Source organism: Catenuloplanes japonicus (assembly GCF_000717135.1).
In the GTDB taxonomy this organism is placed as follows: Bacteria; Actinomycetota; Actinomycetes; order Mycobacteriales; family Micromonosporaceae; genus Catenuloplanes; species Catenuloplanes japonicus.
In genome coordinates this window covers 137,946-150,998 of record NZ_JNXY01000008.1, presented here as the reverse complement: position 1 = coordinate 150,998, position 13,053 = coordinate 137,946, and the positions used below count along the sequence as shown (strand labels likewise).

Below are 13,053 nucleotides of genomic sequence, written 5' to 3'. Positions count from 1 at the left end.
GGTACGCCGCGCGGAAAGCGGGTTTCAGCCCAGCACGGACTTGATGACGCCGGCCCGGCGCGCGCGTTCGACCGCGGCGGGCAGCGCGGTGATCAGCGCGTCGACGTCGGCGGCCGTGGAGGTGTGCCCGAGCGTGAACCGCAGCGACGAGCGCGCGCGGTCGTCGTCCGCCCCCATGGCGACCAGCACGTGCGACGGCTGGGCCACGCCGGCCGAGCAGGCGGAGCCGGTGGAGCAGTCGATGCCCTGCGCGTCCAGCAGCAGCAGGAGCGCGTCGCCCTGGCAGCCGGGGAACGAGAAGTGCGCGTTCCCGGGCAGGCGGTGCGCGGCGGAACCGTTCAGGATCGCGTCCGGCACCACGGCGAGGACGCCGTCGACGAGCCGGTCGCGCAGTCCGCCGACGCGGGCCGCGTACTCCTGCTGGTTCTTGACCGCGGTTTCGACCGCGACCGCGAACGCGACGATGCCGGCCGCGTCGAGGGTGCCGGAACGCACGTCGCGCTCCTGGCCGCCGCCGTGCAGCAGCGGCGTGACCGCCACGTCGCGGCCGAGCAGCAGCGCGCCGACGCCGACCGGGCCGCCGACCTTGTGGCCGGTGACCGTGAGCGCGGACGCGCCGCTGGCGGCGAAGTCGACCGGGACCTGCCCGACGGCCTGGACCGCGTCGGTGTGGAACGGGATGCCGTGCGCGGCCGCGAGCGCGGCCAGCTCCGCGACCGGCTGCAGCGTGCCGACCTCGTTGTTGGCCCACATCACGGTGACCACGGCGACCCGGTCCGCATGCGCGTCCAGCTCGGCCGCGAGCGTGGCCGGCGTGATCAGGCCGGTCTCGTCCGCGTCCAGCCAGCCCGCGGTGGCGCCCTCGTGCGCGACCAGCCAGTCGACCGCGTCCATGACCGCGTGGTGCTCGACGCCGCTGGCCACGACGCGGTTGCGGGCGCCGTCCTTGGCGCGCCGGGCCCAGAACGTGCCCTTGACCGCGAGGTTGTCGCTCTCGGTGCCGCCGCTGGTGAAGATCACCTCGGAGGGACGCGCGCCGAGCGCGGCCCCGATCCGTTCCCGGGACTCCTCGACGCGCTGACGTGCGTGTCGCCCGGCGGCATGCAACGACGATGCGTTGCCGACCTCTCGGGCGGTGGCGACATATGCCTCGAGCGCCTCGCTGAGCATCGGCGTGGTCGCGGCGTGATCCAGGTAGGCCATCACCCCTAAGCCTACCGGTCCTTACCGTTCGCTCCATCGGCCCTGACCACAGTCTGAGCACCCCCACTCAAACCCCACCAAAACCCACAATCCCGCCACGGTACGACGTGAGGCGCCGCCGACCGCAGATGATGATTGAGGGTGGGCATGCTCTTCGTCCGCCCGAAACCGCCATCTACAGGTCGGAACCAAGGCGCCGAGCCGGAGGAGCGGAGCGACGACCAGAAGCTCAGGCCTCGGATGATCCGCAGGAGAGCCCTCACCCCGGGTGCTGCGGACGCGTAAGGGGCCGGGCACAGCCTGCCCGGCCCCTTACGTCGGTGTGTTACCTGCGCTTGCGGATCTCGTCCGCGGCCTGCGGCACGACCTTGTTCAGGTCGCCCACCACGCCGTAGTCGGCCAGCTCGAAGATCGGCGCCTCGGTGTCCTTGTTCACCGCGACGATCGTCTTCGAGGTCTGCATGCCGGCCCGGTGCTGGATCGCGCCGGAGATGCCGAGCGCGATGTAGAGCTGCGGCGACACCGTCTTACCGGTCTGCCCGACCTGGAACTGGTGCGGGTAGAAGCCGGAGTCGACCGCCGCGCGGGACGCGCCGACCGCGCCGCCGAGCAGGTCGGCCAGCTCCTCGACCAGCTTGAAGTTGTCCGCGCTGGCCACGCCGCGGCCGCCGGAGACGACCACGGACGCCTCGGAAAGCTCCGGGCGCGCGCCCTTCTGCTCCGCGACGCGCTCCACGACCTTCGCCAGCTTGTCGGACTCGGTCGCGGTGACCGTGAGCGACTCGACGGACGGGGACGCCGGGGCCGGCACCGGGGTCAGCGAGTTCGGCCGGAGCGCCACGATCGGCAGACCGCGCGTGACCTTGGACTTCACGATGGTGGCGCCGGCGAACGCGACCTGGGTGGCCGTGCCGTCCGCGTCCAGGCCGACCGCGTCCGTGAGCACGCCGTTGTCCAGCTTGATCGCGAGCCGGGCCGCGATCTCCTTGCCCTCCTGGGTGGAGGCGAGCAGCACGGCCGCCGGAGAGACACGCTTGACCAGCTCGGCCACGACCGTCGCCTTCGGAGCGACCAGGTAGCCGTCGATCTCCTCGCTCTCGGCCGCGTAGATCTTCTCCGCGCCGTACTCCGCGAGCCGGGCGGTGAGCGCCTCGGCCGCGCCGGGGCCGCCGAGCACGACCGCGGCCGGGGTGCCGATCTCACGCGCGAGCGTGAGCAGTTCCAGGGTGACCTTCTTCACGCCCGAGGCCGCGGCCTCGACGACGACGAGTACTTCTGCCATGTCTGTGCAGCCCCTTCTCAGACGAACTTCTCGGTGGCGAGGTACTCGACCAGCTTCACGCCGCCGTCACCCTCGTCGACGACCTTCTGACCGGCCGAGCGCGGCGGGCGCTGCGCGTGGTCGAGGACGGTGCTGGTGGCGCCCGCGAAGCCGACCTCGGAGGCGTCCACGCCCAGGTCGGCCAGGGACTTCGTGTCCACCGGCTTCTTCTTCGCGGCCATGATGCCCTTGAAGGACGGGTACCGCGGCTCGTTGATCGTGTCCCACACCGAGACGACGGCCGGTGTGGAGGCGGTGACCACCTCGTACCCCTCGTCGGTCTGCCGTTCGATGGTCAGCGTGCTGCCGTCGACCGTGAGTTTGCGCGCGCCGGTGAGCGCCGCGACGCCGAGCCGCTCCGCGAGCATGTGCGGGAGCACCTGCACGCGACCGTCCGTGGACTCGGAACCGCAGAGGATGATGTCCGCGTTCAGCCCGCCGAGCGCGGCCGCGATCACCTTGGAGGTGGACACGGCACAGGACCCGCGCAGCGCGTCGTCGACGATGTGCACGGCCTTGGCCGGGCCCATGGAGAGCGCCTTGCGGATCGAGTCGGACGCGCCGGCCGGGCCCATGGTGAGCACCGTGACCTCGCCGCCGTGCGCCTCGGTGATCTTCAGCGCCTCCTCGATGGCGTACTCGTCCATCTCGTTGATGACGTTGCTCGCCGCACCGCGGTCCACGGTGTTGTCGTCAGCACGCAGAGACCGTTCGGCGCCGGAGTCCGGCACCTGCTTGACCAGTACCACAATGTTCATCGCGCTTCGACGACCCTCCTGTTAAACGGTTCTCGCCCGACGCATGAATTCTCGTCCGGACCAAGTCCTGGGTGCAGCCGGGGCTCGTCCAGGCTTGCCCGGCCGTCTCGGCCAGGTCAACCACCGTGCGTGTGGACTTGGCCACGGCCTATGTTACCCACTGGTAGATTCCACGAAATGGCCACGGAGAGTGACACACCTCACCCGGGCGCACCCGAAAAACGCTACAGTCGAGCAGGCGGGAGGGGTCGTGATATGTCATCTCAAATCACCGCAACGCGGGTGGCGACACCCACGGCGGGACGCTGGTTCCTCGGCGACGTGACCGCGTTCGGCCACCATCGCCGGAAACGGCCGGACGACCATCTCTGCGTCTGCGGCCGCCTCCGGGACGAGTGCGTGCGCGCGGCCGTACGCGCGCTGTGGAGCGTTTGACCTTCTAGGGCCGGAAGACGAACGGCGTCGTGGTGGTCAGCGGCGTGAAGCCGAGGCGCTCCAGGATCGGGCGGCTCTCGTCGGACGCGTCGACCTGGAGCAGCGTGAAGCCGCGCTGGTCCGCGAGGCGCGCCCGGTAGGCGACCAGCGCCTTGTAGATGCCGCGCCGCCGGTACTCGGGCAGCGTGCCGCCGCCCCACAGCGTGCCGAACGCGGTGCCGGCGATGTAGCGGATCCAGCCGGCACAGACCAGCGTGCGGGCGTCGTCGTCGGTCTCCGCGATCACGATCGTGACCGACTGCGGGTCCGCCGCGATCTCCCGCTCCATGCCGTCCGCCCACCAGGTCCGCGACGTGGCCGGGTAGATCGCCTCGCCGAGCCGGGCGATCCGGTCCAGCTCGTCGCGCGACGTCACCTCGCGCAGGCGCACCCCCTCGGGAACCACCGGGATCGCGGCCGCGAGCGGTGCCACCGCGCCGACGATCACGGTCTCGGTCTCCTCCGGCACGAACCCGGCCGCGGTCAGCCGGTCCGCCAGATCCGCCGGGAGGTCGTGGCCGTGCAGCTTCCACTCCACGCTCTGGCCGCGCTCGGTGAAGTACGCGGTCTGGCGCGCGATCAGCGCGTCCAGCTCCGCGCCGTCGAGCCCGCCCAGATCGGTGTAGGTGAGGAAGCCGCCCTCGTCCAGGCCCCGCAGGCGCAGCAGCGGCCCGTCGCGCTCCACGGTCGCGCCGTCCGGCAGCGGATCGGGCATGTGCGCGCGCAACTGGGCATCGTAGGTGGCGAGCAGCGCGCGAGCGTCAAGATCGGATGTGGTCATGATGACCAGCCCATCACAGCGACCGCACCTCCGCGAGCCGGTTAGGGTCGGTGTCGTGCGCGCGCTGTGGAAGAGCTGGTTCGACCCGGGCGACGTCCGCCGGGTCGGCTCGACGCCGGACTACCGTTTCTCCCTGGCCAACGAGCGCACGTTCCTGGCCTGGATCCGCACCGGCCTGGCGCTGGTCGCGGGCGGCCTGGCCGCGTTCCAGTTCCTGCCCCGGATGCCGCTGACCCACCTGCGCGAGACGATCGCGGTGGTGCTGCTCCTGCTCGGCGGCGCGGTCGCGTTCCACTCCGTGCGCCACTGGACCCGCACCGAACGGGCGATGCGTCTGGACCAGGATCTGCCGCCGTCCCACTTCCCGGCACTGCTGGCCGCGGGCGTGACGCTCGGCGCGCTGGCCCTGGCCGCGGTCCTGCTCTACCAGGCCACCCGTTGACGCCAGGCCACCCGTTGACGCCGGGCCACCCGTTGACGCGGGCTGCCCGTTGACGCGGGCTGCCTCTTGTCGCCGGGCCGGCCGGGCCGCACGATCACGTCTGACGTGCCGAGCCGCCCGGTGACGTCGCTCCGCCGGGCCGCTCCGTGACCCAGCCCGTGCACGGGCCCGGGGTGCCGATCATCCGGACCGGGCTGGCGTGGCGGCGGACCGCGATGTCGTTCGCCGCGGTCACGCTGCTCTTCGCGCGTCTCGCGCTCACCGGCGACGCGCCCTGGCCGATCGCGCTCGCGTGCGTGATCGCCGCGGCCACCGCGTGCGTGATCGCGCTCCTCGTGGTGTGGCAGCGGGTCGGCGCGCTGAAGCACGGCCGGACCTCACTGAACGGCCACGCGCTACTACTTTGCGCAATTCTGACGGTCGGATATGCGATGCTCGGCACCGTCTTGATGATCCTCTGATGTCGCCGACTGCCGATCCGCCCGTCCGCGCGGCATCATTGCGAGATGGCTCGTCTGTTCGCGCTCGTCTTCCTGCTGCAGATCGCGATGGCGGTCGTGGCCCTGATCAGCTGCCTCTCGGCGGAACCCGGCGAGATCCGCAGCCTGCCCCGGCTGCTCTGGGCCGCGGTGATCATCCTGCTCCCGGTGGTCGGCCCGGTCCTGTGGTTCATCGCCGGCCGGGACCGGCCCGGCGCGGGGTCGGACACGGCACCCCCGCGCCCGCCCGCACCGGACGACGATCCCGACTTCCTGCGCACGCTCGACGCGGACAAGGCCAGGCGTGACCGTGAGCTGTTCGAGCGCTGGGAGGACGACCTGCGCCGCCGCGAGGACGAGGCCCGCCGCAACGAGAACGACGAGGCCTGACGCCCGTTCCTCCCTGCCCGATCGGCACGGGAGAACGGCCGGGCGCGACTGAGAGCGATCGCGCCCGGCCGATCGATCACCAGCCCCAGCGGTACTTCTTCACGAACAGCTTCGCGCCGCCGCCCCAGCCGTTGCCGACGCACTTCGAGTCGTTCCAGCGGTTGGTGAGCTCACCCGCGCGGCCGACCTTCTCGCAGATCTTCCAGCTGTGGTACGACCCGGCGTAGGACCACTTCACGTGCTTGTTCCAGCCGTTGCCGTGACCGTTGCCCCAGCCGTTGCCGTGGCCATTGCCCCAGCCGTTGCCGTGGCCGTCGCCCCAGTTGTTGTCGTGGTCCCGGTCGCGGTCCCAGCCCTTGCCCTTGCCCTTGTTCTTCCAGTCCTTGTGGTCGTCCCAGCCGGCCTTGTGGCTGATGCTCACGGCCTGGCCGCTGTGCGGGGCGGCCTGGGCGGCTCCGGCCGCCCCGAGGCTGACGGCGCCACCGGCTGCGATCGCGACGATGGCAAGGGCAACGGAACGCTTCACACTACGCATTTAAGACATCTCCTTCCAAAGTGCCCCGAAAAGGGCTACTGGAGGATCATGTCGCTTTCCCCAGACCTAACAGCATGGAATCGTGCAATGACCCAGAGTTATAGCCGAACGGTTGATCCTGCGTCCTACGCACGTCTTTAAGGTTTATAACCGGACATATGAGGCGAGGCCCGACGCGACCGCGCCGAGCCCCGTCCGCATTCGACGTTTCAGGCCATGTCCCGCCGCTGTGTCAGCACGAATGCGCTCGCGGCGGCCACCAGCACGACCACGCCGCCGGCCAGCGCGCCGTGCACCCACGTCACGGTGTACGTGCTGGCACAGTCCGCGTACATCCCGCAGTTCGACCAGCCGTCGTAGAACTCGATCGACCCGTCCAGGAACGCGACCAGGTACGTGCTGAACATCCACCGGTCCGGGCGCACCGCGTCGACCGTGTCCAGCACGATCCGCAGGCCCACCTCCCACAGCACCGCGTACGCCGCGACCGTGCCCAGCGCCGCCGCCGTGTGCCGGCCGATCACCGCGATCGAGAACCCGAGCACGGTGAACCCGAGGACGAACGCGATCGCGCGCGCGACCACCGCGAACAGGTCCGGCCAGAACGGACCGGACAGGTCGCCGGCGAGCCCGCTGACCGACGCCACGCCCCAGAACGCGCCGAGGTAGCCCGCGATCACCAGCACGGCGAGCGCGCCCACGGACACGACCGCGGTGAGCAGCTTCGCGCCCAGCACGACCGGCCGTTGCGGCTGCCAGAGCAGCAGGTTCGTCAGGCCGCCGGACGTCATCTCCGCGCCGATGAACGACGCGCCGACCAGGAAGCCGAACAGCGCCAGGAAGACCGCCACGAAGTAGAACAGGCCGGTGATCTCGTTCGCGAACACGAACACGCCGGTCAGGTAGTTCTCCATCCGGTACTGCGCCGGATCCGGCCGCGGGCACTCGCCCTGCGGCCCCTGCGCGGCCACGCACGTCTCGTAGTAGCGCTGCATGTCCGTGAACTGGGCGGCCGCGTCACCGGCCGCCTGGCGCAGCTCCGCGTCGGTCGGCGTGTGCGAGCTGGCCACCGTGCTCAGCACCGCGATCACGCACGCGCCGAGCAGCAGCACGGTCATGATCTGCACGAACCGGCGCCCGAACAGGCGCATCAGCTCGGCCCGGAGCAGATTCCGGATCATCGGGGAACCTCCGGGGCGAACTCGTTCGGCGCGGGCGGCGGGCCCGCCGGCAGCACGGCGTCGTCCACCTGTTTCGCCGCGCCCGGCTGGGGCGCGGTCGCGGTGAGCTGCAGGAAGACGCTCTCCAGGTCCGGCGTGAGCGGCGCCAGCTCGGAAATCCACAGGCCCTTGCCGCCGAGCAGCTCGGTCAGCCGGGCCGGTGCGGCGACCCGGTGCGCGACCAGGTGGTCCGGCCCGGTGGTGACCTGCACGCCGTCGGCCCGCAGCACGTCCGCGGCGCGGGGCAGGTCGTCGACCCGGATCCGGAAGTCGCCGGAGTCGAAGCTGGCCAGCACGCCGCTCACCGGCCCGGCCAGGACCCGCCGGCCGCGCGAGATGATCGTGACCGAGTCACAGATGAGCTGGATCTCCGCGAGGATGTGGCTGGAGACCAGCACCGTGACCCCCTGCGACGCCAGCAGCCGGACCAGGTCACGCATCTCGCGGATGCCGGCCGGGTCCAGCCCGTTCGCCGGCTCGTCCAGGATCAGCAGCTCCGGCGCCTTGAGCAGCGCGGACGCGACCGCGAGCCGCTGCTTCATGCCGAGCGAGTAGGTCTTGACGATGTCCTTGCCGCGGTCCCGCAGGCCGACCTGCGCCAGCACCTCCTCGACGCGCGCCGTGGGCACGCCGCCCGCGGTCGCCAGCAGCGTGAGCATCCGGCGCCCGCTGATGTTGCCGAAGAACTGCGGACTCTCCACGATCGCGCCGACCCGGCCGATCACCTGCGGCAGCGCGGACGGCGAGGGCTGCCCGAGGATGCGCATCTCGCCCGCGTCCGCCCGGACCAGCCCGAGCAGCGCCCGCAGCGTGGTGGTCTTGCCGGACCCGTTCGGCCCGAGGAAGCCGTGCACCTGGCCGGGCTCCACCACCATGTCGAACCCGTCCAGCGCGCGGTGCACCCCTCCGCGCAACCTGCGGTACCCCTTGCGGAGCCCCGCGATCTCGATCACCGGTGGCATCCGTCTCCCCTCGTCGTCACGCGGGCAGCCTAAGGCCCGCGCTCCGCCGGAGGCCGCACCGCGCCGCGCGCACGCCTGCGGGCCGGCAGATGCGCGGACACCGTGTCCAGCTCGTCCCTGCCCCACAGGCGGCTCGAGTGCGACGCGGGGGCTTGGCGGCCCGATAGCCGTCGAAGATCACGTAGGTGAACCCGTACCGGCACCAGGAGTCCTCGGGCAGTCCCATGCTGCCGCCGTCGAGAAAGAGTGGGATGGTGACGCGCTCGTCCGCGGTCGGCGGCCGCGCCCATCACCACCGGGGCGATAACGGCGAACAGCAACAAAAGCCCCGCCAGTACGCCGAGCGGCCCACGAACGTGCTGCCGGATCACGGCTGACCCCCGGCGGCGTGATCGTTGCCACCCACCACGCCACGGGTTCACGGGTTCCCTCGGCGGGAGACCAGCAGGTCTCGTGGTTGGATGGGGAGCGTGTCTGAGGATCTCGTGATCGCCCTGGAATCGGCCAGCGTCGTACGTTCCGGTGCGCACCTGTTGCGGGACGTGACCTGGCAGGTCGAGCTGGACGAACGGTGGGTGGTGCTGGGCCCGAACGGCGCCGGGAAGACCACGCTGCTCAACCTGGCCTCGGGCCGGCTGCACCCGACCACGGGCACGGTCGACGTGCTCGGCGAGCGGCTCGGCCGCACCGACGTCAACGAGCTGCGCACCCGCATCGGCATCTCGACCGCGCACCTGGCGCAGCAGATCCCGGGCGAGGAGCGCGTGGTCGACGCCGTGCTCACCGCGGCCTGGTCCGTCGTGGGCCGGTGGCGGGAGAGCTACGAGAAGCAGGACGAGTCGCGCGGCCGGGCGCTGCTGCACCAGTTCGGCGTCGGTCACCTGGCGGACCGCACGTTCGGCACGCTCTCCGAGGGCGAGCGCAAGCGGGTGCTGATCTCCCGCGCGCTGATGACCGACCCGGAGATGCTGCTGCTCGACGAGCCGGCCGCCGGGCTGGACCTGGGCGCGCGCGAGGATCTGGTCGGCCGGCTCTCCACGCTCGCGCTGGACCCGGACGCGCCCGCGACCGTGCTGGTCACGCACCACGTCGAGGAGATACCGCCGGGCTTCACCCACGCGCTGCTGCTGCGCGAGGGCTCGGTCGTGGCCCAGGGCCTGCTCCCCGACGTGATCACCGGCGACAACCTGTCGAAGGCCTTCGGGCTGCCGCTGGTGGTCGACCGCACGGCCGGGCGATACACGGCCCGCGCGGCCTGACCCGCGCCCGGACCCCGCGCAGCGCCCCGAACCCCGTCCTGGACCCCGCGCGGCGCCCGAACCCCTGCGCGCCCAGAACGCTGTCCTGCCTGAACCCTGTGCCGGCCTGAAACCTGTGCCGGCCTGACCACTGTGCCGGCCTGACCACTGTGCCAGCATCAACGCAGTGCCGGCCTGAACGCAGTGTCGGCCTGAAAATCGTGGAGGCATCCGCATGACGCGTGTGGTCGTGGCCGGCAGCGCGAACATGGACCTGGTCGGCATCGCGCCGCGGCTGCCGCAGCCCGGCGAGACCGTGCTCGGCACCGAGTTCCTGCAGATGCCGGGCGGCAAGGGCGCCAACCAGGCGATCGCGGCCGCGCGGGCCGGCGCGGAGACGGTCTTCCTGGGCGCGATCGGGTCGGACGCGTTCGGCGTGACGTTGAAGGCGCGCCTCGGCGCGTCCGGCGTCGACGCGTCCCGGGTGCGGATCGTCTACGGCACCTCCGGCGTCGCCGTCATCATGGTCGACACCAAGGGTGAGAACTCGATCATCGCGACGCCGGGCGCGAACGCCGCGTTCACGACCCTCACAGATCAAGAACTGTCGGCGGTACGCGACGCGGACGTGCTCGTCTGCCAGCTGGAGATCCCGGTCGCCACGGTCACGGAGGCGGCGATCGCGGCACACGCGGCCGGGACCCGGGTGATCCTGAACGCGGCACCGGCCCAGACGCTCCCCCGCGCGCTGCTGGACGCGGTCGACCTGCTGGTGGTGAACGAGGGTGAGGCCGCCGTGATCACCGGCCGGACCCGGGACGAGCCGCGCGCGCTCCTGGACCACGTGGCCCGCGCCGTGCTGACGCTCGGCTCCGAGGGCGCCTGGTTCGTCGACCGCGACGGCACCGACCTGCGCGTCCCCGCCTACCCGGTGGAGACCGTCGACTCGACCGCGGCCGGCGACGCGTTCACCGGCGCACTCGCCGTGGCCTGGGGCGAGGGCCGCCCGCTCCCTGACGCGGTCCGCTGGGCCGCCGCGGCCGGCGCCGCCTGCGTTCGCCGCCTCGGCGCCAGCAACTCCCTCCCCATGCGCGCCGACATCGACGCGCTCTACGCCGCCGCCCCCTGACCCCGGCCGCCGGGTGGCGCCCGGCGGACACGCGATCAAGATTGAGCGCGCGGGAACCGCAGCCAAGGTTGAGCGCTCGCGACCGACTCTGACCAACGTTGAGCGCGCGGAAGCAACGCGCAACATTGAGCGCGCGAGAACGACTCCAGCCACCGTTGAGCCGCACCGAGGCGCCACGCGACTTTGAGCGCACGAGAACAACCGCGACCAACGTTGAGCGCACGAAAACGCGGCGCAATGTTGTGTGCGCGGGAACAGCTACGTCCAACGTTGAGCGCACGAAGACGCGGCGCAATGTTGTGCACGCGAGAACAGCTACGTCCAACGTTGAGCGCGCGGGAGCGTCGCGCAACGTTGTGTGTGCGGGGACCGCGGCGCGGCGCCGGGGCCGGCGAGGTGCGACGCCGACGCGCGGAGTGTCGGGCACGGAGGGGGCGTCGGGGAGCTCCGGCCGTACCGTGGCGGGATCTTGAATGTGGTCTTTCAGGACTCGCGGACGAGCGTGACGAAGCGGCTGACCTCGGAGCGGAGCACCTCGGCGAGTTGGGAGAGGCCGGCGGAGCCGGATTCGTGGGTGCCGTCGACGGCGGTCGCGATGCCTTCGACCAGGCCGCTCATCTCGCGGATGTTGCCGGTGACGCGTTCCAGGACCGTGATCGCGCCGACGGCGGCGGCCTGGACCGTGGAGACCTGGTTGATGATGCTCTCGCTGGAGCTGGCGGTCTCGGTGGCGAGCGTCTTGACCTCGTTCGCTACCACGCTGAAGCCGCGGCCGGCCTCGCCGGCGCGCGCGGCCTCGATCGTCGCGTTCAGCGCGAGCAGCCGGGTCTGCGACGCGATCTGCGTGATCAGGTCGACGGCCTGGCGGATCTGATCGGACGCGTCGCGCAGCGAGCTGACCGAGCCGAGGCCCTGCTCGGCGTCGCGGACCGCGTCCCGGGCGAACGTGGACAGGTTGTTCGCGGTCGCGCCCATCTCGGTGGCCGCGGTCGCGACCTGCTCGGAGACGGTGAGGACGGCGGATTCCAGCTGGTCGGCGAGCTCCAGGCGGCCGAGCTTGGCGGCGTCGACCGCGTCCACGCCGTCCTTCATGTTGTCGCTGGCCGCGTTGATCGTGGTGGCGGCCTGCTCGAACGAGCCGCGCATGCCGCGCGGCAGGAACCGGCGGTGGAAGCGGCTCTCGGCGGACGCGGTGAGCGCGGCGCCGGACTCGCGGACGAACGCGTCCGTCGTGTCGAGCAGCCGGTTCACGGCCTGGCGGGCGGCCTCGGCCCGCGGGTCGTCGCCGAGCTGCGGGACCCGGGCCTCCAGGTCACCGGCGGCGGCGCGGTCGCAGACTTCCGCGATGGTGGTCAGGGCCGCACTGTCGGCGGGCGCGTCGGCCTTGCTCCGGCGCCTCACGCCTTCCTACCGGACGTCACGTTCTTCACGACCTTGACGGGCTTCCTGTTCCTGGCGTTCGTGGTGATCCGCCCGGCGTTCGCGGGTCCGGCGGCCGGGAGTGGCGGGCCGGTGTTGGGGCGGTTGTCCCGCGTGACCGGGATCGGGCGCGCGTTCGGGGCCGTGCCGGGCTGGGCGCTCGCCCCGAGCGTGAGGTCGAAGACGAACTGTTCGTAGGTGCGCCCGCGCGCGGCCAGCTCGTCCTGCAGCATCCGGTACGACGCGTCCAGGCCCTCGGACGGGCTGCGGTGCCGGCGTTCCTCGGCGCGGAGCCGGGCGTAGAGCTCCTTGATCGCGGTGACGGCCGCGCGGTCCGGGCGGCGGCGCGACGAGTGGTAGCCGACGATCCTGCCGGACGCGTCCCGGGACGGCGTGACGTGCGCGAGCACCCAGTACTCCGCGCCGTCGGACGCCATGTTCACCACATAGGCGAAGATCTCCCGGCCCTCGCGGAGCGTGTCCCAGAGCAGCTTGAACACGACGCGCGGCATCTCGGGGTGGCGGATGATGTTGTGCGGCTTCCCGATCACCTCGTCCTCGTCGAAGACGGAGAGCCTCAGGAACACGTCGTTGGCGTACGTGAGCAGGCCCTTCATGTCCGTTTTCGTCACGATGATCTCGTGATCGGCGAATGTTCGCTCGATGCCGGTCGGGCTCACAGCCGTGCGTCTCATGCCCTCT

16 protein-coding genes are annotated in these 13,053 nt (G+C 71.6%); 7 read left to right on the top strand and 9 right to left on the bottom strand.

Annotated elements, in window-relative coordinates; translation table 11 throughout:
* Window positions 1-24 precede the first annotated feature (24 nt).
* The 3 genes from OP04_RS14895 to OP04_RS14885 form a co-directional block, all read right to left on the bottom strand.
* Window positions 25-1,203 carry a cysteine desulfurase family protein gene (locus tag OP04_RS14895; protein ID WP_033340298.1) on the bottom strand — a complete coding sequence of 393 codons (1,179 nt, stop codon included), beginning with the start codon at window positions 1,201-1,203 and terminating at the stop codon, window positions 25-27.
* Between the two features lie 325 nt (window positions 1,204-1,528).
* Window positions 1,529-2,485, bottom strand: a complete 957-nt coding sequence (locus OP04_RS14890; protein ID WP_033340256.1) for an electron transfer flavoprotein subunit alpha/FixB family protein — start codon at window positions 2,483-2,485, stop codon at window positions 1,529-1,531.
* Window positions 2,486-2,502: 17 nt separating this feature from the next.
* A complete protein-coding gene (locus tag OP04_RS14885; RefSeq protein ID WP_033340255.1) occupies window positions 2,503-3,282 on the bottom strand; it encodes an electron transfer flavoprotein subunit beta/FixA family protein in 780 nt (259 codons plus the stop codon).
* A gap of 282 nt (window positions 3,283-3,564) precedes the next feature.
* Here OP04_RS14885 and OP04_RS53325 point away from each other — a divergent pair, with 282 nt between their 5' ends.
* Window positions 3,565-3,717 carry a hypothetical protein gene (locus OP04_RS53325; RefSeq protein WP_157239840.1) on the top strand — a complete coding sequence of 51 codons (153 nt, stop codon included), beginning with the start codon at window positions 3,565-3,567 and terminating at the stop codon, window positions 3,715-3,717.
* A gap of 4 nt (window positions 3,718-3,721) precedes the next feature.
* Here the strand turns inward: OP04_RS53325 and OP04_RS14880 are convergent, their stop codons facing one another.
* Complete coding sequence (locus OP04_RS14880; RefSeq protein ID WP_033340254.1) at window positions 3,722-4,537, bottom strand: GNAT family N-acetyltransferase; 816 nt, start codon at window positions 4,535-4,537, stop codon at window positions 3,722-3,724.
* Window positions 4,538-4,601: 64 nt separating this feature from the next.
* Here OP04_RS14880 and OP04_RS14875 point away from each other — a divergent pair, with 64 nt between their 5' ends.
* The 3 genes from OP04_RS14875 (at window position 4,602) to OP04_RS14865 (ending at window position 5,848) form a co-directional block, all read left to right on the top strand.
* Entirely contained in the window at window positions 4,602-4,979 is a 378-nt protein-coding gene (locus tag OP04_RS14875) for a YidH family protein (RefSeq protein ID WP_033340297.1), read from the top strand.
* A gap of 173 nt (window positions 4,980-5,152) precedes the next feature.
* Complete coding sequence (locus OP04_RS14870) at window positions 5,153-5,440, top strand: DUF202 domain-containing protein (protein ID WP_157239836.1); 288 nt, start codon at window positions 5,153-5,155, stop codon at window positions 5,438-5,440.
* A gap of 45 nt (window positions 5,441-5,485) precedes the next feature.
* On the top strand, window positions 5,486-5,848 hold the full coding sequence (locus tag OP04_RS14865) for a PLD nuclease N-terminal domain-containing protein (RefSeq protein WP_033340252.1): 363 nt from the start codon (window positions 5,486-5,488) through the stop codon (window positions 5,846-5,848).
* A 76-nt stretch (window positions 5,849-5,924) separates the two neighbouring features.
* Here the strand turns inward: OP04_RS14865 and OP04_RS53320 are convergent, their stop codons facing one another.
* From OP04_RS53320 to OP04_RS14850, 3 genes are all read right to left on the bottom strand, one after another.
* Window positions 5,925-6,383: a hypothetical protein gene (locus OP04_RS53320; RefSeq protein WP_157239834.1), complete on the bottom strand. Its 459-nt coding sequence runs from the start codon at window positions 6,381-6,383 to the stop codon at window positions 5,925-5,927.
* 209 nt (window positions 6,384-6,592) lie between these two features.
* Window positions 6,593-7,564 (bottom strand): ABC transporter permease subunit, encoded by a 972-nt coding sequence (locus OP04_RS14855; protein WP_033340250.1) that lies wholly within the window; start codon window positions 7,562-7,564, stop codon window positions 6,593-6,595.
* Window positions 7,561-8,565 (bottom strand): ATP-binding cassette domain-containing protein, encoded by a 1,005-nt coding sequence (locus tag OP04_RS14850; protein WP_033340249.1) that lies wholly within the window; start codon window positions 8,563-8,565, stop codon window positions 7,561-7,563. The genes OP04_RS14855 and OP04_RS14850 overlap by 4 nt, the downstream gene beginning before the upstream one ends.
* Before the next feature lie 185 nt (window positions 8,566-8,750).
* Between OP04_RS14850 and OP04_RS53315 the strand changes: the two genes are divergently transcribed.
* The 3 genes from OP04_RS53315 (at window position 8,751) to OP04_RS14840 (ending at window position 10,932) form a co-directional block, all read left to right on the top strand.
* On the top strand, window positions 8,751-8,942 hold the full coding sequence (locus OP04_RS53315; RefSeq protein WP_157239832.1) for a hypothetical protein: 192 nt from the start codon (window positions 8,751-8,753) through the stop codon (window positions 8,940-8,942).
* A gap of 84 nt (window positions 8,943-9,026) precedes the next feature.
* Entirely contained in the window at window positions 9,027-9,824 is a 798-nt protein-coding gene (locus tag OP04_RS14845) for an ABC transporter ATP-binding protein (protein WP_033340248.1), read from the top strand.
* A gap of 208 nt (window positions 9,825-10,032) precedes the next feature.
* A complete protein-coding gene (locus OP04_RS14840; RefSeq protein ID WP_157239830.1) occupies window positions 10,033-10,932 on the top strand; it encodes a ribokinase in 900 nt (299 codons plus the stop codon).
* 483 nt (window positions 10,933-11,415) lie between these two features.
* Here OP04_RS14840 and OP04_RS14835 read toward each other — a convergent pair whose 3' ends face one another.
* Complete coding sequence (locus tag OP04_RS14835; RefSeq protein ID WP_033340246.1) at window positions 11,416-12,333, bottom strand: methyl-accepting chemotaxis protein; 918 nt, start codon at window positions 12,331-12,333, stop codon at window positions 11,416-11,418.
* Window positions 12,330-13,046: a PAS domain-containing protein gene (locus OP04_RS14830; protein WP_085066476.1), complete on the bottom strand. Its 717-nt coding sequence runs from the start codon at window positions 13,044-13,046 to the stop codon at window positions 12,330-12,332. Before OP04_RS14830 ends, OP04_RS14835 begins: the two co-directional genes overlap by 4 nt.
* Window positions 13,047-13,053 lie beyond the last annotated feature (7 nt).